We start from the raw sequence: 19,937 nt of genomic DNA, 5'->3' as shown, positions 1-19,937 counted from the left end.
CGGGGGCCGCCCTGAGGCGCATGGGGGGCTGTGCGGGCGCGCAGCGGCCTAGTAGGCGCTGTTCACGTTGTCCATGGAGCCGTAGCGGTCGGCGGCGTAGTTGCACGCGGCGACGATGTTCGCGACCGGGTCGTACAGGTCGAACTTGGTGCCCTTGACGTGGTACGTGTTGAAGGTCGGCTGGATGACCTGGAGCAGGCCCTTCGAGGGGATGCCGTTCTTCGCGTTGATGTCCCACAGGTTGATCGCGCGGGGGTTGCCGCTCGACTCGCGCATGATGTTGCGGTGGATGCCGGCGTAGGTGCCGGGGATGCCCTCGCGCTTCATGATGAAGAGGGCTTCCTTGATCCAGCCGTCCAGGTTGTTCGCGAACACCGGGGTGCGGGCGGCGGAGCGGCTGGCCGCCTCCTTGGCCTCGCGGTCCTTCTTCGCCTGCGCCTCGGCCTGGGCCTTCGCCGCGTCCTTGGCCTTCTGGTCCGCTACGGCGTGCTGGGCGCCGAGGTTCTGCTGGATCGACTGGGTCCACGCCACGGGAGCGGCGGCCACGGCCTCCTCCTGCGCGCCGGTACCGGCCGGGACGACGGAGAAGGCGAGCGCGGCGGCACCGAGGGTGGCGACACCGGCGATCGACAGCTTGTACGCCTTCGTCAGACGACTGTGACCGGGAGTGCTGGAAGCAGACATGGGCAACCTCTTCGAATAGCGGGGGCCGCAGGCAGGCGCCGGGAGATCCGGGATCCCTCGGCGCCTTGCGACGGCAGCCATTCTTAGCGGCGGCAAAATCCTGTGGCAAAGGTGTGACATACGATCCCGCTTAGTGGATCAGGGCCCCGCAGCGGTCCGGGACTTTGGTCCCGGACACCCGCCGCAGCAGCGCTGACAACGCCTTTACGCGCCCACTACGCGGCTTCGTAAGTGATGTGCGTCCTATGCCCGGGCTCACATCGAGCCCCCACCCGTCTCACTCAGAGTTGCAGCAGCAATGCCCTGTGTGACCGTCCTCCGCCTCGCGGAGGACCCGGCCCCGCCCCGGCCTCCTCCCCAAGGCAGACACACCACCCCCGCCCCCTCCCCGAGCCGTACGCCACCCGGCCCGAAGACCTACGACCGGCGCCCGATCCCGCAGGTCAGGGCCGCCGGTACGGTGACCCCATGGACAACGGACCCTGCACCGGGCTGGCGGCCGTCAGCACCGCCCTGCTCGCCATGAGCCGCCGGCTGGAGGTCCAGGACGTCCTGCGCACCATCGTCGTCTCGGCCCGCGAACTCCTCGACGCCGAGTACGCGGCCCTGGGCGTCCCCGACGACCACGGGGGCTTCGCCCAGTTCGTCGTCGACGGCATCACCGAGGACCAGTGGCGCCGCATCGGCCCCCTGCCCCGCCAGCACGGCATCCTCGCCGCGATGCTCCACCAGGACGCCCCCCAGCGCCTCGCCGACGTACGCCAGGACCCGCGCTTCGAGGGCTGGCCCGCAGCCCACCCCGACATGTCCGACTTCCTCGGCCTGCCCGTCCGCGACGGCGAGGAGACCCTCGGCGCCCTCTTCCTCGCCAACAAGAGGACGGCCCCCGGCCGCCCCAAGGGCTTCACCGACCAGGACGAGGAACTCCTCTCCCTCCTCGCCCAGCACGCCGCCATCGCCCTCACCAACGCCCGCCTCTACGAACGCAGCCGCGAGCTGACCATCGCCGAGGAGCGCTCCCGCCTCGCCCACGAGCTGCACGACGCCGTCAGCCAGAAGCTGTTCTCCCTGCGCCTGACCGCCCAGGCCGCCGCCACCCTCGTCGACCGCGACCCGGCCCGCGCCAAGGACGAGCTCCACCAGGTCGCCGCCCTCGCCGCCGAGGCCGCCGACGAACTGCGCGCCGCCGTGACCGAGCTGCGCCCCGCCGCGCTCGACGAGGACGGTCTCGTCGCCACCCTGCGCAACCACGTCCGCGTCCTCGACCGGGCCCACACCGCCCGCGTCACCTTCACCTGCGACGGCGTACGGGCCCTGCCCGCGGCCCAGGAGGAGGCACTGCTGCGCGTCGCCCAGGAAGCCCTCCACAACGCCCTGCGCCACTCCGGCGCCGACCGCGTCGACGTCACCCTCACCCGTACCCCCGGCGGCGGGGCGGTCCTGCGCGTACGCGACCGGGGCCGGGGCTTCTCCCCTCCCACCGTCCGCAAGGCCGGCCGCCACCTGGGACTGGTCTCCATGCGCGACCGCGCCGCCGGAGCCGGCGGCCGGCTGGAGGTCCGCTCCGAGCCCGGCGCGGGCACCACGATCGAAATGGAGGTCCCCGGTGGCTGAGACCCCCGGCCGCATCCGTGTCCTGCTCGTCGACGACCACCAGGTGGTCCGGCGCGGCCTGCGCACCTTCCTGGAGGTACAGGAGGACATCGAGGTCGTCGGCGAGGCCGCCGACGGCGCCGAGGGCACCGAGCGCGCCGAGGAGCTGCGGCCCGACGTCATCCTGATGGACGTCACCATGCCCGGCACCGACGGCATCGAAGCCCTGCGCCGGCTGCGCGACCTCGGCAACCCCGCCCGGGTCCTGATCGTCACCAGCTTCACCGAACAGCGGACCGTGGTCCCCGCCCTGCGGGCCGGCGCCGCCGGATACCTCTACAAGGACATCGACCCCGACGCCCTGGCCGGTGCCATCCGCTCCGTCCACGCCGGGCACGTCCTCCTCCAGCCCGAGGTCGCCGAGGCCCTGCTCGCCGCCCAGGACGACCAGGGCGCCCCCGCCGGGCGCCCCGGCTCCCTGACCGAGCGCGAACGCGAGGTCCTGGGCCTGATCGCCGACGGCCGCTCCAACCGGGAGATCGCCCGGGCCCTCGTCCTGTCCGAGAAGACCGTCAAGACGCACGTCTCGAACATCCTGATGAAGCTCGACCTCTCCGACCGCACCCAGGCCGCGCTGTGGGCCGTCCGGCACGGGATCACTCGGTAGGGCGCCGCCGGAGGCAGGTAATGGGCTGAGCTGAGATTCATACGGTCGGGTGTATGTAGCCCACATGGCGTATCCCATCGGGCGGGGGAGCGTTCTCCATGGCGTGCCGCGGCGGCTGGTCGCGGCAAACGCACTGGAGGACGAGAAGTGAAGAACTACAAGAAGGCCGCAGCCGTCACCATGATCGCGGGCGGCCTCATCGCCGCCGGCGCCGGTGTCTCCTCGGCGCACGGCGGTGCGTCCGCGGAGGGCGAGGCCCTGAACTCGCCCGGCGTGGTCTCCGGGAACCTGGCCCAGGTCCCCGTGAACGTCCCCGTGAACGTGGTCGGCAACACCGCCAACGTCATCGGCCTGCTCAACGGTGCCTGGGGCAACACGGGCGTCAACAACTGACCCCGTCACCCCTGACGAACCGAGGCCCCGCTTCCCCCCTCTCCCCGGGAAGCGGGGCCTTCGCACGTCCAGGCCCGCCGGACCGCCCTACCGCCCACCCTCCAGCGGAGCGTTGTAGGCCGCCACCAGCGCCCGCCGGGCCACCCGCTCCACCGGCCGCAGCGCCTCTGCCCGCGCCGCCATCTCCGAGGCCGCCACCGCGCCCCCGTGCCCCCGCTCGTACGCCAGCGACACCAGCAGGTCCACCCGCTGCGCCAGCGCCAGCACCCGCACCGCCCGCGCCGGATACCCCGGAGCCAGCACCTCCCGGCCCGCCTCCGCCCGCGCCCGGTACGCCGACAGCGCCGCCTCGGCCACCGGACCCGAAGCCGCCACGTCCAGCCGCGTCAGCACCACCGTCGCCTCGCGCAGCGCCTCCGCCAGCTCCCGCTCCGCCTCACCCAGCGACGGCACGTCCGCCGGCGGGGCCTCCCGCACCGGCAGGCTCCGCCACACCACCGACACGTGCGCGTCCCCCGCCGGACCCACCTCCGTGACCTCCGGTACCAGCCCCAGCCCGGCCCCCACGCACACCACCGCCTCCTCGGCCTCCAGCGCCGCCGCGTTGAACTCCGGCGGGCCGCTGAGCCCCAGCGGATGCCCCGGCGCCGGCAGCGCCACCCGCAGCCCCGTCATCCCCAGCGTCCGCAGCCGCCCCAGCGCCAGCGTGAGCCCCACGGGACCCGCCTCACCCGGCAGCCCCGCCACCCGGTGCGAGGCGTCCTCGCCCACGATCGACGACGCGGCCTCGTCGGGCGAGACATGACCGGCCAGCAACGCGTTCCCCCAGGCGGCCAGCCGCCCTGAACGTGGTTCGAAAAGCATCCCCCCACTCTACGGATCGGGCCCCGGACCCGGCCTGGCGCCCGGACCCCTCCCCGAGTGGCGTAGGTTTTCCCCGGGGGTTTTCCCCTGGGGCTGCGCCTGCCGGCGCACAGAGAACCGTGACTGCAAGGGGTGACAACACGCTCATGAGCGATGTTCTGGAGCTGGTGGACGTATCCGTGGTCCGCGAGGGCCGGGCTCTGGTGGACCAGGTCTCCTGGTCGGTGAAGGAGGGGGAGCGCTGGGTCATCCTCGGCCCCAACGGCGCCGGCAAGACCACGCTGCTGAACCTCGCCTCCAGCTACCTCTTCCCCACCAAGGGCTCCGCCACCATCCTCGGCAGCACCCTGGGCAAGCCCGGCAGCGACGTCTTCGAGCTGCGCCCGCGCATCGGCGTCGCCGGCATCGCGCTCGCCGACAAGCTCCCCAAGCGGCAGACCGTCCTGCAGACCGTGCTCACCGCCGCCTACGGCATGACCGCGACCTGGCAGGAGGAGTACGAGGAGATCGACGAGCAGCGCGCCCGCGCCTTCCTCGACCGCCTGGGCATGTCCGACTACCTCGACCGCACGTTCGGCACCCTCTCCGAGGGCGAGCGCAAGCGCACCCTGATCGCCCGCGCCCTGATGACCGACCCCGAACTCCTCCTGCTCGACGAGCCCGCCGCCGGCCTCGACCTCGGCGGCCGCGAGGACCTCGTCCGCCGCCTCGGCCGCCTGGCCCGCGACCCCATGGCCCCCTCCATGGTCATGGTCACGCACCACGTCGAGGAGATCGCCCCCGGCTTCACGCACGTCCTGATGATCAGGCAGGGCAAGGTCGTCACCGCCGGCCCCATCGAGCTGGAGCTGACCTCCCGCAACCTCTCCCTCTGCTTCGGGCTCCCGCTCGTCGTCGAGCGCAACGACCACGACCGCTGGACCGCCCAGGGCCTGCCCCTCCGTTAGCCCACCCGGCGCCCGGAGGACGCCGTCGCGCCCTGTCCGGCCGCGCCCACCCGACCTACCATGACCATGTGGACATCGACGCATGGGTGTGGTGGCTCATCGGCGCGGTCGGACTGGGCATCCCCCTCGTCCTGACCGCGATGCCGGAGTTCGGCATGTTCGCCGTCGGCGCCGTCGCCGCCTCCGTCACGGCGGCCCTCGGCGCCGGAGCGGTGAGCCAGGTCCTGGTCTTCGTCATCGTGTCGGTCGCACTGATCGCCGTCGTCCGGCCGATCGCCAACCGGCACCGCGACCAGCGGCCCCAACACCGCACCGGCATCGAGGCGTTGAAGGGCAGAACCGCCGTCGTCCTCGAACGGGTCGACGGCAGCGGCGGCCGCATCAAGCTCGCCGGCGAGATCTGGTCCGCCCGCACCCTGGACACGCACACCAGTTTCGAGCCCGGCCAGTCCGTCGACGTCGTGGACATCGACGGAGCGACCGCGGTCGTCATGTGAGCAAGCAGCCCACCCGCGGCCCCGGGGTCTGCGAGACTCCGTTCAACGGGGCAGCACAGACAGCCGGAAGGGCACGGGGAACCGCATGCAACCGATCATCATCGTCCTGATCATCCTGGTGGTACTGGTCTTCATCGCCCTGGTCAAGACGATCCAGGTGATCCCGCAGGCCAGCGCAGCCATCGTCGAACGGTTCGGCCGCTACACCCGCACCCTCAACGCGGGCCTCAACATCGTCGTCCCGTTCATCGACTCCATCCGCAACCGGATCGACCTGCGCGAACAGGTCGTCCCCTTCCCGCCGCAGCCGGTCATCACCCAGGACAACCTGGTCGTCAACATCGACACCGTCATCTACTACCAGGTGACCGACGCCCGGGCCGCGACGTACGAAGTGGCCAGCTACATCCAGGCCATCGAACAGCTCACCGTCACCACGCTGCGCAACATCATCGGCGGCATGGACCTGGAACGCACCCTCACCTCCCGCGAGGAGATCAACGCCGCGCTGCGCGGGGTCCTCGACGAGGCCACCGGCAAGTGGGGCATCCGCGTCAACCGGGTCGAGCTCAAGGCCATCGAGCCGCCGACCTCCATCCAGGACTCGATGGAGAAGCAGATGCGCGCCGACCGCGACAAGCGCGCCGCCATCCTCCAGGCCGAGGGCGTCCGGCAGTCGGAGATCCTGCGCGCCGAGGGCGAGAAGCAGTCCTCCATCCTGCGCGCCGAGGGTGAGGCCAAGGCCGCCGCCCTCAAGGCCGAGGGCGAGGCCCAGGCCATCCGCACGGTCTTCGAGTCCATCCACGCCGGCGACGCCGACCAGAAGCTCCTCGCCTACCAGTACCTCCAGATGCTCCCGAAGATCGCCGAAGGCGACGCCAACAAGCTCTGGATCGTGCCCAGCGAGATCGGGGACGCGCTCAAGGGCCTCTCGGGCGCCATGGGCAACTTCGGCCCCCTGGGCGGCGGTTCGAGCGGCTTCAACCCGCAGGACCCCGGCAAGGGAGCCCCCGGGACCGGCAGCGCACCGGAGCGCCGGGAACAGCCCCCCATCGACTGACGCCGCCCTCCCCTTCGTGCATGATCAGTGAGGCCCCTCGACCTTCATGGCGGGGAGGCGACTCACTCACGCAAAGGGGATGGCTCCGTCCATGTCCATGTCCATCTGGGAATCCATCGCGGTCCTCGCCGCCGGAATCGGCGCCGGCACCATCAACACCATCGTCGGATCCGGCACCCTGATCACCTTCCCGGTGCTCCTCGCCACCGGCCTGCCCCCGGTGACCGCCAACGTCTCCAACACCCTCGGCCTGGTCCCCGGCTCCCTCAGCGGAGCCTTCGGCTACCGCAAGGAGCTCCGGGGACAGCGCGGCCGCATCCTGCGGCTCGGCGCCGTCTCCCTCGCCGGCGGGCTCGCGGGCGCGATCCTGCTCCTGACCCTGCCGTCGGACTCCTTCGACACGATCGTGCCCGTCCTCATCGGCCTGGCCCTCGTCCTCGTCGTCCTCCAGCCGAAGCTCGCCGCCGCCCTGCGCCGCCGCCAGGAAGCCACCGGAGCCGACACCGCACACCCCGACGGCGGCCCCGCCCTGCTCACCGGCATGCTGCTCTCCAGCGCGTACGGGGGCTACTTCGGCGCCGCCCAGGGCGTCCTCTACCTCGGCCTGATGGGGCTGCTGCTCCACGAGGACCTGCAACGCATCAACGCCGTCAAGAACGTCGTGGCAGCCCTCGTCAACGGCATCGCCGCCGTCTTCTTCCTCTTCGTCGCCGAGTTCGACTGGACCGCCGTCCTCCTCATCGCCGTCGGCTCCACCATCGGCGGCCAGCTCGGCGCCAAGCTCGGCCGACGACTGCCCCCGACCGTCCTGCGCGGGGTCATCGTCACCGTCGGCGTCCTGGCCATAGTCCAGCTGCTGCTCCGCTGAGGGACGTAGCAGAAATACGCCGCCCCGCCCGCGGCACACAGGCGCGGACGGGGCGGAAGACACGGGAGGGGCGGGCGGGAATCAGGCCGAGCGGGCCAGCCAGTCGGGAAGGCCCTCCTGCCCGCCCACCCCCAGCGCCAGCAGCATCGCGTCCGCCGGAGACGGCACGAACGGCTTCCGCAGCAGCGGCATCCCCGCCTCCTCCGGAGTCCGGGCCGCCTTGCGGTGGTTGTCCTCGGCACAGGACGCCACCGTGTTCAGCCAGGTGTCCCCGCCCCCCTGAGCCCTCGGCAGCACATGGTCCACGGTCGTCGCGCGCTTCCCGCAGTACGCGCACCGGTGCTGGTCCCGTACCAGTACCCCCCGCCGCGACCAGGGAGCATGTCTTCGGAACGGCACCCGTACGTACCTGCACAATCGGATCACCCGGGGCATCGGCAGGTCCAGGGCGGCCGCACGCACACGCAGTTCGGGATGGGACTGTTCCACCACGGCCTTGTCCTGGAGCACCAGAACGACGGCCCGGTTCAGCGACACCGTCGACAGCGGCTCGAAGCTCGCGTTCAGCACCAGCGTGTCCCGCATCTCGCCCACCTCCCGTGTGCAGGCCCGCGACCACCCTGGCGGCAAGGCCCGCAACCACTCTGGCCGCGCGCGCCACGCGGGACAACGCAATAAAAATGCCCGGCCCCGGCCTCATTTAGACCAGGACCGGGCGAACGCCGGGAGAACGATCAGGCCGCCGGCGCCTCGTACTCACCGATCAGCTGCGCACGGCCGAGCGCGTGGAACCTCAGGTGGAAACCGACCGCCGCACACGACGCGTCCGCGTCCGGACCGAGCTTCTCCCGGTCCACCGCGTACACCGTGAACACGTACCGGTGCCGCTCCCCGGCCGGCGGGGCGGCACCGCCGAAGTCCTTCGTCCCGTAGTCGTTGCGCACGTGCACCGCACCGGCCGGCAACCCCTCGAACTTCCCGCTGCCCGCACCCGCCGGCAGCTCGGTCACCGAGGCCGGGATGTCGAAGAGCACCCAGTGCCAGAACCCGCTGCCCGTCGGCGCGTCCGGGTCGAAGCAGGTCACCGCGAAGCTCTTCGTCCCCTCCGGGAACCCCTCCCAGCGCAGCTGCGGGGAGACGTTCCCGCCCGACAGCACCTGCCCGTCACCCAGATCGGCACCCGGCGCGAGATCGGCACTGGTCACCGTGAAGGACGGCACCTCGGGGTGGAAGGCGTGGGGGAGAGGAGCCCTGTTCCGCTCGGTCATGGCTGTACTCCTTGATCGAAGAAGTCCTACGGCCCCGAGACTAGAACCAGTTGCGCTGCGAACCGACCGAGGCGATCCACTGGTTCAGGTATGCGGCCCAGTCGGTCCCCTCGTACGAGTGCAGACCCACCTGGAAGCAGCGGTAGGTGTCACTGCCCTCGCTGAACAGCCCCGGCTTCTTGTCCATCTCCAGCACGACGTCCATCTCGTGCCCGTCCGACACGAAGGTCAGCTCCACCTGGTTCAGACCCCGGTACTGCGACGGCGGCAGGAACTCGATCTCCTGGTAGAAGGGCAGCGTCTGGCGCGTCCCGCGGATGTGCCCGCGCTCCATGTCCGCGCTGCGGAAGCTGAAGCCCAGCTGCCGGAACGCGTCGAGGATCGCCTGCTGCGCCGGCACCGGGTGCACGTTGATCGGGTCCAGGTCACCCGCGTCCACCGCCCGGGCGATCTCCAGCTCCGTGCTCACCCCGATGTTCATCCCGTGCAGGGCGTGGCCCTCGAAGTGGGTGATCGGCGTCTCCGCCGGGATCTCCAGTGCGAACGGCACCACGTGCAGGGCGTTCGGCTGCACCTTGAAGGCACCGCCGAGGCGCTGCTTGGTGAAGACGATGTCCTGCTTGTACTCGTGGTCGCCGCCCTCCACCTCCACCCGCGCCTGGAGCCCCACCGAAAGCCCCTCGATCTGCTGCTCAACGGACCCGCCCTGGATCCGCACCTCGCCCTGGACGATCCCGCCGGGCACCACGTTCGGCTCGGTGATGATCGTGTCGACCGAAGCACCACCGGCACCCAGGCTCGCGAGCAGCTTCCTGAAACCCATGTCTGTCTCCCCTGATACGCATACGGATACGGAGCCGAGGGGGCGGTGACCGGACCGCACGGCCGACCGACCCCACCCCCTACCACTGCGGAACCTTAGGCCCCGGTTGCACGGGCGCGTGTTCCACTACCCTCGGCCGGATGAGCGCGCGCCCCGACCGTACGCCCCTGCCCCGGTCCTTCTTCGACCGCCCGGTCCTCACCGTGGCCCCCGACCTCCTCGGCCGGATCCTGGTCCGCCGCACCCCGGAGGGCCCGATGGAACTGCGCATCACGGAGGTGGAGGCGTACGAGGGGGAGGCCGACCCCGGCTCCCACGCCTACCGCGGCCGCACCGCCCGCAACGCCTCGATGTTCGGTCCGCCCGGACACGCGTACGTCTACTTCATCTACGGCATGTGGTTCAGCCTCAACCTCGTCTGCGGCCCGCCAGGTCACGCCAGCGGAGTGCTGGTGCGCGCCGGAGAGGTGACCGTGGGCGCCGACCTGGCCGCCAAACGTCGGATTACGGCCAGAAACCCGCGAGAACTGGCCAAGGGCCCGGCCCGCCTCGCCACGGCCCTGGACGTGGACCGCTCCCTCGACGGCGCCGACCTCTGCGCGGGCCCCGACTCCCCCCTCTCCCTCCTCACGGGCACCCCCACCCCTCCCGACCAGGTGGGCAACGGTCCGCGCACGGGAGTCGGCGGCGCTGGCGCGGCCCACCCGTACCGCTACTGGATCGCCGGCGACCCGACCGTCAGCCCGTACCGGGCCCACGCGCCGCGTCGGCGCGCAACTTGACTCGATCTTGGTGGACGCCTAACGTAGCCCGAGCCGCTGGAACGGGGCACTGCCATCGCAGTCCCCGCGGGAGCGGCCAACCCACTACCTACGACGTGCCCCTGGCGGGGTCGATTTCGGCGTGCCCGAATTCGAATCCGACGGCTCGATTATGAGTTGCAGGGAATAAGCGCTAAAGTGGTGGAACGCCGAAAGGGCAAGCGCGAAAGCGCAGGACCTGGAAAGCGAGCGAGAAAGACTCTGATAGAGTCTGAATCGCAAGAACGAAAGCCCGGAGGAAAGCCCGAGAGGGTCGGTACAAAGGAAGCGTCCGTTCCTTGAGAACTCAACAGCGTGCCAAAAATCAACGCCAGAAGTTGATACCCCGTCCACTTCGGTGGATGAGGTTCCTTTGAAAAAGACCTGTCGGGCCTTCGGGCACTGGCAGGCGACAAACACAGCGAGGACGTTGTGGTCAGTCGGTCTTATTCCGACCGTGACTGGCCCGCTCTTTCGTGCGTGTGCACCGGATTACCGGTAAACATTCATGGAGAGTTTGATCCTGGCTCAGGACGAACGCTGGCGGCGTGCTTAACACATGCAAGTCGAACGATGAACCTCCTTCGGGAGGGGATTAGTGGCGAACGGGTGAGTAACACGTGGGCAATCTGCCCTTCACTCTGGGACAAGCCCTGGAAACGGGGTCTAATACCGGATACGACTGCGGGAGGCATCTCCTGTGGTGGAAAGCTCCGGCGGTGAAGGATGAGCCCGCGGCCTATCAGCTTGTTGGTGGGGTAACGGCCCACCAAGGCGACGACGGGTAGCCGGCCTGAGAGGGCGACCGGCCACACTGGGACTGAGACACGGCCCAGACTCCTACGGGAGGCAGCAGTGGGGAATATTGCACAATGGGCGAAAGCCTGATGCAGCGACGCCGCGTGAGGGATGACGGCCTTCGGGTTGTAAACCTCTTTCAGCAGGGAAGAAGCGAAAGTGACGGTACCTGCAGAAGAAGCGCCGGCTAACTACGTGCCAGCAGCCGCGGTAATACGTAGGGCGCAAGCGTTGTCCGGAATTATTGGGCGTAAAGAGCTCGTAGGCGGCTTGTCACGTCGGATGTGAAAGCCCGAGGCTTAACCTCGGGTCTGCATTCGATACGGGCTAGCTAGAGTGTGGTAGGGGAGATCGGAATTCCTGGTGTAGCGGTGAAATGCGCAGATATCAGGAGGAACACCGGTGGCGAAGGCGGATCTCTGGGCCATTACTGACGCTGAGGAGCGAAAGCGTGGGGAGCGAACAGGATTAGATACCCTGGTAGTCCACGCCGTAAACGTTGGGAACTAGGTGTTGGCGACATTCCACGTCGTCGGTGCCGCAGCTAACGCATTAAGTTCCCCGCCTGGGGAGTACGGCCGCAAGGCTAAAACTCAAAGGAATTGACGGGGGCCCGCACAAGCGGCGGAGCATGTGGCTTAATTCGACGCAACGCGAAGAACCTTACCAAGGCTTGACATATACCGGAAAGCATTAGAGATAGTGCCCCCCTTGTGGTCGGTATACAGGTGGTGCATGGCTGTCGTCAGCTCGTGTCGTGAGATGTTGGGTTAAGTCCCGCAACGAGCGCAACCCTTGTCCTGTGTTGCCAGCATGCCCTTCGGGGTGATGGGGACTCACAGGAGACCGCCGGGGTCAACTCGGAGGAAGGTGGGGACGACGTCAAGTCATCATGCCCCTTATGTCTTGGGCTGCACACGTGCTACAATGGCCGGTACAATGAGCTGCGATACCGTGAGGTGGAGCGAATCTCAAAAAGCCGGTCTCAGTTCGGATTGGGGTCTGCAACTCGACCCCATGAAGTCGGAGTCGCTAGTAATCGCAGATCAGCATTGCTGCGGTGAATACGTTCCCGGGCCTTGTACACACCGCCCGTCACGTCACGAAAGTCGGTAACACCCGAAGCCGGTGGCCCAACCCTTGTGGAGGGAGCTGTCGAAGGTGGGACTGGCGATTGGGACGAAGTCGTAACAAGGTAGCCGTACCGGAAGGTGCGGCTGGATCACCTCCTTTCTAAGGAGCACAGTACCGATTGCAGGCAAATGTTCTGCACGGTCAGCTCATGGGTGGAACGTTGATTAGTTGGCACGGTCTTCTGGATGGATCACGAGTACTGCTTCGGCGTGGAAAGTGAGTCACTGAAAGAGATCGTGCTTGGCACGTTGTTGGGTCCTGAAGGCACGGCCGTCTGGTCAGTCTTCAGTGCCGGCCCCGGTAAAGCTCTGTTTCGGCAGGGTGTGACGGGTGGCTGGTCGTTATTTGAGAACTACACAGTGGACGCGAGCATCTGTGGCCAAGTTTTTAAGGGCGCACGGTGGATGCCTTGGCACCAGGAACCGATGAAGGACGTGAGAGGCCGCGATAGGCCCCGGGGAGCTGCCAACTGAGCTTTGATCCGGGGGTGTCCGAATGGGGAAACCCGGCAGTCGTCATGGGCTGTCACCCATGCCTGAACACATAGGGCATGTGGAGGGAACGAGGGGAAGTGAAACATCTCAGTACCCTCAGGAAGAGAAAACAACCGTGATTCCGGGAGTAGTGGCGAGCGAAACCGGATGAGGCCAAACCGTATGCGTGTGATACCCGGCAGGGGTTGCGCATGCGGGGTTGTGGGAATGAGCTTTCACAGTCTGCCGGCTGTGAGGCGAGTCAGAAACCGTATGGATAGGCGAAGGACATGCGAAAGGTCCGGCGTAGAGGGTAAGACCCCCGTAGCTGAAATCTGTACGGCTTGCTTGCTCATCTCCCAAGTAGCACGGGGCCCGAGAAATCCCGTGTGAATCTGGCGGGACCACCCGCTAAGCCTAAATATTCCCTGGTGACCGATAGCGGATAGTACCGTGAGGGAATGGTGAAAAGTACCGCGGGAGCGGAGTGAAATAGTACCTGAAACCGTGTGCCTACAAGCCGTGGGAGCGTCGGGATCTTCGGATCCTCGTGACTGCGTGCCTTTTGAAGAATGAGCCTGCGAGTTAGCGGTGTGTAGCGAGGTTAACCCGTGTGGGGAAGCCGTAGCGAAAGCGAGTCCGAATAGGGCGATTGAGTTGCACGCTCTAGACCCGAAGCGGAGTGATCTAGCCATGGGCAGGTTGAAGCGGAGGTAAGACTTCGTGGAGGACCGAACCCACCAGGGTTGAAAACCTGGGGGATGACCTGTGGTTAGGGGTGAAAGGCCAATCAAACTCCGTGATAGCTGGTTCTCCCCGAAATGCATTTAGGTGCAGCGTCGTGTGTTTCTTGCCGGAGGTAGAGCACTGGATAGGCGATGGGCCCTACCGGGTTACTGACCTTAGCCAAACTCCGAATGCCGGTAAGTGAGAGCACGGCAGTGAGACTGTGGGGGATAAGCTCCATGGTCGAGAGGGAAACAGCCCAGAGCATCGACTAAGGCCCCTAAGCGTACGCTAAGTGGGAAAGGATGTGGAGTCGCAGAGACAACCAGGAGGTTGGCTTAGAAGCAGCCACCCTTGAAAGAGTGCGTAATAGCTCACTGGTCAAGTGATTCCGCGCCGACAATGTAGCGGGGCTCAAGCGTACCGCCGAAGTCGTGTCATTGCAGCAATAAGCCCCAACGGGTGTTGTGATGGGTAGGGGAGCGTCGTGTGCCGGGTGAAGCAGCAGCGGAAGCTAGTTGTGGACGGTTCACGAGTGAGAATGCAGGCATGAGTAGCGATACACACGTGAGAAACGTGTGCGCCGATTGACTAAGGGTTCCTGGGTCAAGCTGATCTGCCCAGGGTAAGTCGGGACCTAAGGCGAGGCCGACAGGCGTAGTCGATGGACAACCGGTTGATATTCCGGTACCCGCTTTGAAACGCCCAATATCGAATCCTCTGATGCTAAGGCCGTGAAGCCGTTCCGGACCCTTCGGGGAAAGGAAAGTGGTGGAGCCGCCGGCCCAAGGTGGTAGTAGGTAAGCGATGGGGTGACGCAGGAAGGTAGTCCAGCCCGGGCGGTGGTTGTCCCGGGGTAAGGGTGTAGGCCGAGGGGTAGGCAAATCCGTCCCTCATATAAGGCTGAGACCTGATGCCGAGCCGATTGTGGTGAAGTGGATGATCCTATGCTGTCGAGAAAAGCCTCTAGCGAGTTTCATGGCGGCCCGTACCCTAAACCGACTCAGGTGGTCAGGTAGAGAATACCGAGGCGTTCGGGTGAACTATGGTTAAGGAACTCGGCAAAATGCCCCCGTAACTTCGGGAGAAGGGGGGCCATTCCTGGTGATGAGACTTGCTCTCTGAGCTGGGGGTGGCCGCAGAGACCAGCGAGAAGCGACTGTTTACTAAAAACACAGGTCCGTGCGAAGCCGTAAGGCGATGTATACGGACTGACGCCTGCCCGGTGCTGGAACGTTAAGGGGACCGGTTAGTGACCTTTCGGGGTTGCGAAGCTGAGAACTTAAGCGCCAGTAAACGGCGGTGGTAACTATAACCATCCTAAGGTAGCGAAATTCCTTGTCGGGTAAGTTCCGACCTGCACGAATGGCGTAACGACTTCTCGACTGTCTCAACCATAGGCCCGGTGAAATTGCACTACGAGTAAAGATGCTCGTTTCGCGCAGCAGGACGGAAAGACCCCGGGACCTTTACTACAGTTTGATATTGGTGTTCGGTTCGGCTTGTGTAGGATAGGTGGGAGACTTTGAAGCAGCCACGCCAGTGGTTGTGGAGTCGCCGTTGAAATACCACTCTGGTCGTGCTGGATGTCTAACCTCGGTCCGTGATCCGGATCAGGGACAGTGTCTGATGGGTAGTTTAACTGGGGCGGTTGCCTCCCAAAGGGTAACGGAGGCGCCCAAAGGTTCCCTCAGCCTGGTTGGCAATCAGGTGTTGAGTGTAAGTGCACAAGGGAGCTTGACTGTGAGACCGACGGGTCGAGCAGGGACGAAAGTCGGGACTAGTGATCCGGCGGTGGCTTGTGGAAGCGCCGTCGCTCAACGGATAAAAGGTACCCCGGGGATAACAGGCTGATCTTCCCCAAGAGTCCATATCGACGGGATGGTTTGGCACCTCGATGTCGGCTCGTCGCATCCTGGGGCTGGAGTCGGTCCCAAGGGTTGGGCTGTTCGCCCATTAAAGCGGTACGCGAGCTGGGTTTAGAACGTCGTGAGACAGTTCGGTCCCTATCCGCTGTGCGCGTAGGAATATTGAGAAGGGCTGTCCCTAGTACGAGAGGACCGGGACGGACGAACCTCTGGTGTGCCAGTTGTCCTGCCAAGGGCATGGCTGGTTGGCTACGTTCGGGAGGGATAACCGCTGAAAGCATCTAAGCGGGAAGCCTGCTTCAAGATGAGTATTCCCACCTCCTTGAGAGGGTAAGGCTCCCAGTAGACGACTGGGTTGATAGGCCAGATGTGGAAGCCCGGTAACGGGTGGAGCTGACTGGTACTAATAGGCCGAGGGCTTGTCCTCAGTTGCTCGCGTCCACTGTGTTAGTTCTGAAGTAACGAACAGTTGCTGGTTTCTAGAGCTGGAACACAACTACAAAGTGTGCTTGTTCGCTCGAAACCGATAGGGTTTCGGTGGTCATAGCGTTAGGGAAACGCCCGGTTACATTCCGAACCCGGAAGCTAAGCCTTTCAGCGCCGATGGTACTGCAGGGGGGACCCTGTGGGAGAGTAGGACGCCGCCGAACAATCTTTCAAAGGACCCTTGGTCCTCAGCGTTCACGCTGAGGACCAAGGGTCCTTTTTGTTTTTACACCTCTTTACGCCGAAGCGCGGCCATGGGCTGGTTGCGCGAGAATGACAGCGGTACCCCGAAGACAGGAGTCACACCCATGTCCAACTCTCCCGACGATCGTCCGGAGCGCGAGCCTCGTCGCAACGACGGCGGTGACAGGGGCGGCTACCGCGGGGGCCGTGACGACCGAGGCGGTGACCGTGGTGGCTTCCGCCGCGACGACCGCGGTGGTCGCCCCGCCGGTGGCGGCTTCCGCCGTGACGACCGCGGCGGACGTCCGGCCGGCGGTGGCTTCCGTGGCCGTGACGACCGCGGCGGCGACCGTCCGTCGTACCCCCGCCGTGATGACGAGCGCGGTGGTTTCCGTGGCGGTCGCGATGACCGTGGTGGGGACCGTCCGTCGTACCCGCGTCGTGATGACCGCGGTGGCGACCGTCCCTCTTACCCGCGTCGTGATGACGAGCGTGGTGGTTTCCGTGGCGGTCGCGATGACCGTGGCGGCGACCGCCCGTCCTTCCGTCGTGACGACCGGGGCGGCGACCGTCCGTTCTCGCCGCGTCGGGACGACGACCGTGGTGGTTTCCGTGGCGGTCGTGACGACCGTGGTGGGGACCGTCCGTCGTACCCGCGTCGTGATGACCGTGGGGACCGTCCCTCTTACCCGCGTCGTGATGACGAGCGTGGTGGTTTCCGTGGCGGTCGTGACGACCGTGGTGGCGACCGTCCGTCGTACCCGCGTCGTGATGACCGCGGTGGCGACCGTCCGTCCTACCCCCGTCGTGACGACGAGCGTGGTGGTTTCCGTGGCGGTCGTGACGACCGCGGTGGGGACCGTCCGTCCTACCCCCGTCGTGATGACGAGCGCGGTGGTTTCCGTGGTGGCGACCGTCCGTCCTTCCGTCGTGACGACCGGGGTGGCGAGCGTCCCTCCTTCCGTCGTGATGACCGTGGGGACCGTCCTTCCTACCCGCGTCGTGACGATGAGCGTGGCGGTTTCCGTGGCGGTCGTGACGACCGTGGCGGCGACCGTCCGTCGTACCCGCGTCGTGACGACCGCGGTGGCGACCGTCCCTCCTACCCCCGTCGTGATGACGAGCGTGGTGGGTTCCGTGGTGGCGACCGTCCCTCCTTCCGCCGTGACGAGCGGGGCGGCGACCGTCCGTTCTCGCCGCGTCGGGACGACGACCGTGGCGGGCGTCCTTCCTACCCGCGTCGTGATGACGAGCGCGGCGGTTTCCGTGGCGGCCGTGACGACCGCGGTGGCGACCGTCCGGCCTACGGGCGTCGTGACGACCGTGGTGGGGACCGTCCCTCGTACGGCCGCCGTGACGACCGGGGTGACCGCCCGTCCTACCCGCGTCGTGACGACCGGGGCGGCGAGCGTGGTGGCTACCGTGGTGGCCGCGATGACCGCGGTGGTTTCCGTGGCGGTCGCGAGGAGCGGGGCGGCCGTGAGTTCCGTGCCGACCGCGACCGGGACCCGGTCAAGCGGCTTCCGATCGACGACGACGTCACCGGCAACGAGATCGACGCCGATGTGCGCCAGGAGCTCCTGAGCCTGCCCAAGGGTCTGGCCGAGGAGGTCTCGCGCAACCTCGTCATGGTGGCCCGGCTGATCGACGACGACCCCGAGCAGGCGTACGCGTACTCCCGCATCGCCCTGCGTCTGGCCTCCCGCGTCGCCGCCGTGCGCGAGGCCGCCGGCTTCGCCGCGTACGCCACGCAGAAGTACAGCGAGGCCCTTGCCGAGTTCCGTGCCGCCAAGCGGATGACCGGCTCCGTCGAGCTGTGGCCCGTCATGGCCGACTGCGAGCGCGGCCTCGGCCGTCCCGAGCGGGCGCTGGCCATGGCCGGCGAGCCCGAGGTGCAGAAGCTGGACAAGGCCGGCCAGGTGGAGATGCGTCTCGTCGCCGCCGGAGCCCGCCGGGACATGGGCGAGCTCGACGCCGCCATCGTGACCCTGCAGAGCCCGGAGCTGGCCTCCAACAGCGTCCAGCCGTGGACCGCGCGCCTGCGGTACGCCTACGCCGACGCCCTCCTGGCCGCCGGCCGTGAGGACGAGGCGCGCGAGTGGTTCGCCAAGACCCTCGAGGCCGACAAGGACGGCGCGACGGACGCCTCCGACCGCCTGGCCGAGATCGACGGCGTGGAGTTCGTGGACGCCGCCTCGCTGGAGGAGGAAGAGGACGCGGACGCGGACCTGGACGACCTCGGTGACGAGGACGACGAGGACGAGGACGCGGCCGAGGTGGCCGCCGCCGAGCGGGCCGGCGACCAGACCGAGTACTACGACGAGGACGACGAGGAGTACGAGCCCGTCGACGACGCCGGTGCCGACGTGGACCTCACCGACGAGATCGTGGTCGTCGAGGACGACCAGCGCGAGGCCCGCGACAAGGCCTGACCTGGCCTGATGCCGACAAAGGGCGGCACCCCCCGGGGGGGTGCCGCCCTTTCGCATGTCCGGCGAGGCGGCCCGGCCCTCGTCAGCCCAGCCTGCGCAGGACCAGGCCGGTGGCCGGCTTGGGGCCGAAGGACGTGGACTTGCGGGGCATCGTCACGCCCTGGCGGGCCAGGTCGCGGACGACCTCCTCGCGGACCGGGTGCAGCAGCACGGCCGTGCCGCCGTGGCGCTCGGCCATCGCGACCGTGGCCGCCGCGTCGTGGATGTACGCGATGTGGTCCGGGGCGTCCGGCACCTGCCACAGGGCGTCCAGCAGGGAGGCGTGCAGCACCGTGGCGTCCAGCCGGCGCCATGCCTCCGGGCGGTCGCGGCGGACGGTGCGCTCCAGCAGGGCCGGATCCGGGTCGGTGACCAGGTGGAAGGTGCCGTCGCCGGTGAGGAGGAAGGCGTTGCCGCGCTCCGAGGCGTCCGCGAGGGCTTCCAGGGCCAGCGGGAGCGGGCCGTCGACCGGGCGGATCCGGAAGGAGCCCTCGGCCTTGGCCAGGGCCTCGGAGAGGGGCAGGCGGCGCAGCATCCGGTGGATGGCGCGGACCTGGAGCGGATAGCGGGCGGTGTCCACCAGGAGCACGAGGCCGAAGTCCCAGGGGGTCGGTGAGCCGTGCTCCTCCTGGAGGCGCAGGTAGGTCGCCCAGCGGTGGTGGCCGTCGGCGATGAGGGCCTGGCGGTGGGCCAGGTCGGCGGTGACGACGTCCAGCTCGGCGGGGTCGGTGACGGCCCACAGGCTGTGGCGGAAGCCGTCCTCGGTGACCGTCGACAGCAGGGGCTCGCGGGCCGCGGTGGCCTCGACGACGGCGTCCGCGCCGGCGCCCGGGCCGTCGCCGCGGTAGGTGAGGAGGAGGGGTTCGAGATTGGCCGAAGTCGCGCGCATCAGGCCCGCGCGGTCGGTGACCACGTCCGGCATCACGTCCTCGTGTGGCAGGACGATGCCGTCCGCGGCCGTGGACAGGGCGAGGGCGCCGATGACGCCGCGCTGCAGCAGGCCGGCCCTGCGCTGCTCGTAGACGTAGAGCGCGGGCTGCGGGTCGGCGCTGAGGACGCCCTGGGCGAGCCAGTCGCTCAGGGTGCGGGCGGCCTGCTCGTTGCGGGCGGCCGGGGTGCCGGCCTGCGGCAGGATGAGCCGGACGATGTTGTGCGGGTCGGCGGATTCGAGGTAGTCGACTCCGTCGGGGCGTACGACCACGTCGTACGGCGGCGAGGTGACCGCCGCGAGGCTGCCGACGCGCTCCGGGACGTAACGCAGTCCGTTGAAGGGGGTCAGGCGCAGCCCGTGCTCCGCGTTGCCAGGTGTGGTCATTGGTGCATGGTAAGACCCG

The 19,937-nt window shown here is 67.6% G+C and carries 15 protein-coding genes, 3 rRNA genes and 1 pseudogene; 13 read left to right on the top strand and 6 right to left on the bottom strand.

What is annotated here, in order from left to right:
* Positions 1-48: 48 nt before the first annotated feature.
* Positions 49-684, bottom strand: a complete 636-nt coding sequence (locus B4U46_RS08655) for a transglycosylase SLT domain-containing protein (protein ID WP_079425549.1) — start codon at positions 682-684, stop codon at positions 49-51.
* A gap of 468 nt (positions 685-1,152) precedes the next feature.
* Here B4U46_RS08655 and B4U46_RS08650 point away from each other — a divergent pair, with 468 nt between their 5' ends.
* The 3 genes from B4U46_RS08650 (at position 1,153) to B4U46_RS08640 (ending at position 3,337) form a co-directional block, all read left to right on the top strand.
* Positions 1,153-2,298 carry a GAF domain-containing sensor histidine kinase gene (locus B4U46_RS08650; RefSeq protein ID WP_079425547.1) on the top strand — a complete coding sequence of 382 codons (1,146 nt, stop codon included), beginning with the start codon at positions 1,153-1,155 and terminating at the stop codon, positions 2,296-2,298.
* On the top strand, positions 2,291-2,944 hold the full coding sequence (locus tag B4U46_RS08645; RefSeq protein ID WP_079425545.1) for a response regulator: 654 nt from the start codon (positions 2,291-2,293) through the stop codon (positions 2,942-2,944). Before B4U46_RS08650 ends, B4U46_RS08645 begins: the two co-directional genes overlap by 8 nt.
* A gap of 147 nt (positions 2,945-3,091) precedes the next feature.
* Complete coding sequence (locus B4U46_RS08640) at positions 3,092-3,337, top strand: chaplin (RefSeq protein ID WP_079425544.1); 246 nt, start codon at positions 3,092-3,094, stop codon at positions 3,335-3,337.
* Positions 3,338-3,424: 87 nt separating this feature from the next.
* Here the strand turns inward: B4U46_RS08640 and B4U46_RS08635 are convergent, their stop codons facing one another.
* Positions 3,425-4,201: a hypothetical protein gene (locus tag B4U46_RS08635; RefSeq protein ID WP_079425542.1), complete on the bottom strand. Its 777-nt coding sequence runs from the start codon at positions 4,199-4,201 to the stop codon at positions 3,425-3,427.
* 146 nt (positions 4,202-4,347) lie between these two features.
* Between B4U46_RS08635 and B4U46_RS08630 the strand changes: the two genes are divergently transcribed.
* The 4 genes from B4U46_RS08630 (at position 4,348) to B4U46_RS08615 (ending at position 7,573) form a co-directional block, all read left to right on the top strand.
* The gene (locus B4U46_RS08630) at positions 4,348-5,148 is read left to right on the top strand and encodes an ABC transporter ATP-binding protein (protein WP_079425540.1); all 801 of its coding nucleotides are present in this window, start codon (positions 4,348-4,350) and stop codon (positions 5,146-5,148) included.
* Between the two features lie 68 nt (positions 5,149-5,216).
* A complete protein-coding gene (locus B4U46_RS08625) occupies positions 5,217-5,645 on the top strand; it encodes an NfeD family protein (RefSeq protein ID WP_079425538.1) in 429 nt (142 codons plus the stop codon).
* A gap of 85 nt (positions 5,646-5,730) precedes the next feature.
* Positions 5,731-6,705, top strand: a complete 975-nt coding sequence (locus B4U46_RS08620) for an SPFH domain-containing protein (protein ID WP_079425536.1) — start codon at positions 5,731-5,733, stop codon at positions 6,703-6,705.
* A gap of 97 nt (positions 6,706-6,802) precedes the next feature.
* Positions 6,803-7,573 carry a sulfite exporter TauE/SafE family protein gene (locus B4U46_RS08615; protein WP_079431633.1) on the top strand — a complete coding sequence of 257 codons (771 nt, stop codon included), beginning with the start codon at positions 6,803-6,805 and terminating at the stop codon, positions 7,571-7,573.
* Between the two features lie 81 nt (positions 7,574-7,654).
* On the opposite strand, the gene B4U46_RS08610 is transcribed toward B4U46_RS08615, so the two are convergent.
* From B4U46_RS08610 to B4U46_RS08600, 3 genes are all read right to left on the bottom strand, one after another.
* Positions 7,655-8,158 (bottom strand): HNH endonuclease, encoded by a 504-nt coding sequence (locus B4U46_RS08610; RefSeq protein ID WP_079425535.1) that lies wholly within the window; start codon positions 8,156-8,158, stop codon positions 7,655-7,657.
* A gap of 149 nt (positions 8,159-8,307) precedes the next feature.
* Positions 8,308-8,841, bottom strand: coding sequence for a YbhB/YbcL family Raf kinase inhibitor-like protein (locus tag B4U46_RS08605; protein WP_079425533.1), 534 nt, complete (start codon positions 8,839-8,841; stop codon positions 8,308-8,310).
* 40 nt (positions 8,842-8,881) lie between these two features.
* On the bottom strand, positions 8,882-9,664 hold the full coding sequence (locus B4U46_RS08600) for a sporulation protein (protein ID WP_079425531.1): 783 nt from the start codon (positions 9,662-9,664) through the stop codon (positions 8,882-8,884).
* Positions 9,665-9,804: 140 nt separating this feature from the next.
* On the opposite strand from B4U46_RS08600, the gene B4U46_RS08595 reads away from it, so the two are divergent.
* The 6 genes and pseudogenes from B4U46_RS08595 (at position 9,805) to B4U46_RS08565 (ending at position 18,564) form a co-directional block, all read left to right on the top strand.
* Entirely contained in the window at positions 9,805-10,446 is a 642-nt protein-coding gene (locus B4U46_RS08595; protein WP_079425530.1) for a DNA-3-methyladenine glycosylase, read from the top strand.
* Positions 10,447-10,969: 523 nt separating this feature from the next.
* Positions 10,970-12,495, top strand: a 16S ribosomal RNA gene (locus tag B4U46_RS08585).
* Positions 12,496-12,773: 278 nt separating this feature from the next.
* Positions 12,774-15,890: ribosomal RNA gene (locus B4U46_RS08580) — 23S ribosomal RNA — on the top strand.
* Between the two features lie 106 nt (positions 15,891-15,996).
* A 5S ribosomal RNA gene (rrf, locus tag B4U46_RS08575) occupies positions 15,997-16,113 on the top strand.
* The 16S, 23S and 5S rRNA genes sit together here, the layout of an rRNA operon.
* 90 nt (positions 16,114-16,203) lie before the next feature.
* Positions 16,204-17,619 (top strand): annotated as a pseudogene (locus tag B4U46_RS40300) (hypothetical protein); the annotation flags it as partial.
* A 78-nt stretch (positions 17,620-17,697) separates the two neighbouring features.
* Positions 17,698-18,564: a tetratricopeptide repeat protein gene (locus B4U46_RS08565; RefSeq protein WP_199848335.1), complete on the top strand. Its 867-nt coding sequence runs from the start codon at positions 17,698-17,700 to the stop codon at positions 18,562-18,564.
* Positions 18,565-18,646: 82 nt separating this feature from the next.
* On the opposite strand, the gene B4U46_RS08560 is transcribed toward B4U46_RS08565, so the two are convergent.
* Positions 18,647-19,918: a DUF1015 family protein gene (locus tag B4U46_RS08560; RefSeq protein WP_079425526.1), complete on the bottom strand. Its 1,272-nt coding sequence runs from the start codon at positions 19,916-19,918 to the stop codon at positions 18,647-18,649.
* Positions 19,919-19,937: the final 19 nt, after the last annotated feature.

It is taken from the genome of Streptomyces katrae, from assembly GCF_002028425.1.
GTDB lineage: Bacteria > Actinomycetota > Actinomycetes > Streptomycetales > Streptomycetaceae > Streptomyces > Streptomyces katrae_A.
The sequence above is the reverse complement of the archived record's forward strand: the minus strand, read 5'-3'. Positions and strand labels throughout refer to the sequence as shown.

What these genes read in the sequence shown, in the direction of transcription:
- B4U46_RS08655 (WP_079425549.1), bottom strand. Translation starts at nt 684, where the DNA reads ATGTCTGCTTCCAGCACTCCCGGTCACAGTCGTCTGACGAAGGCGTAC.
- B4U46_RS08615 (WP_079431633.1), top strand. Translation starts at nt 6,803, where the DNA reads ATGTCCATCTGGGAATCCATCGCGGTCCTCGCCGCCGGAATCGGCGCC.
- B4U46_RS08560 (WP_079425526.1), bottom strand. Translation starts at nt 19,918, where the DNA reads ATGACCACACCTGGCAACGCGGAGCACGGGCTGCGCCTGACCCCCTTC.
- B4U46_RS08650 (WP_079425547.1), top strand. Translation starts at nt 1,153, where the DNA reads ATGGACAACGGACCCTGCACCGGGCTGGCGGCCGTCAGCACCGCCCTG.
- B4U46_RS08620 (WP_079425536.1), top strand. Translation starts at nt 5,731, where the DNA reads ATGCAACCGATCATCATCGTCCTGATCATCCTGGTGGTACTGGTCTTC.
- B4U46_RS08600 (WP_079425531.1), bottom strand. Translation starts at nt 9,664, where the DNA reads ATGGGTTTCAGGAAGCTGCTCGCGAGCCTGGGTGCCGGTGGTGCTTCG.
- B4U46_RS08635 (WP_079425542.1), bottom strand. Translation starts at nt 4,201, where the DNA reads ATGCTTTTCGAACCACGTTCAGGGCGGCTGGCCGCCTGGGGGAACGCG.
- B4U46_RS08595 (WP_079425530.1), top strand. Translation starts at nt 9,805, where the DNA reads ATGAGCGCGCGCCCCGACCGTACGCCCCTGCCCCGGTCCTTCTTCGAC.
- B4U46_RS08605 (WP_079425533.1), bottom strand. Translation starts at nt 8,841, where the DNA reads ATGACCGAGCGGAACAGGGCTCCTCTCCCCCACGCCTTCCACCCCGAG.
- B4U46_RS08610 (WP_079425535.1), bottom strand. Translation starts at nt 8,158, where the DNA reads ATGCGGGACACGCTGGTGCTGAACGCGAGCTTCGAGCCGCTGTCGACG.
- B4U46_RS08630 (WP_079425540.1), top strand. Translation starts at nt 4,348, where the DNA reads ATGAGCGATGTTCTGGAGCTGGTGGACGTATCCGTGGTCCGCGAGGGC.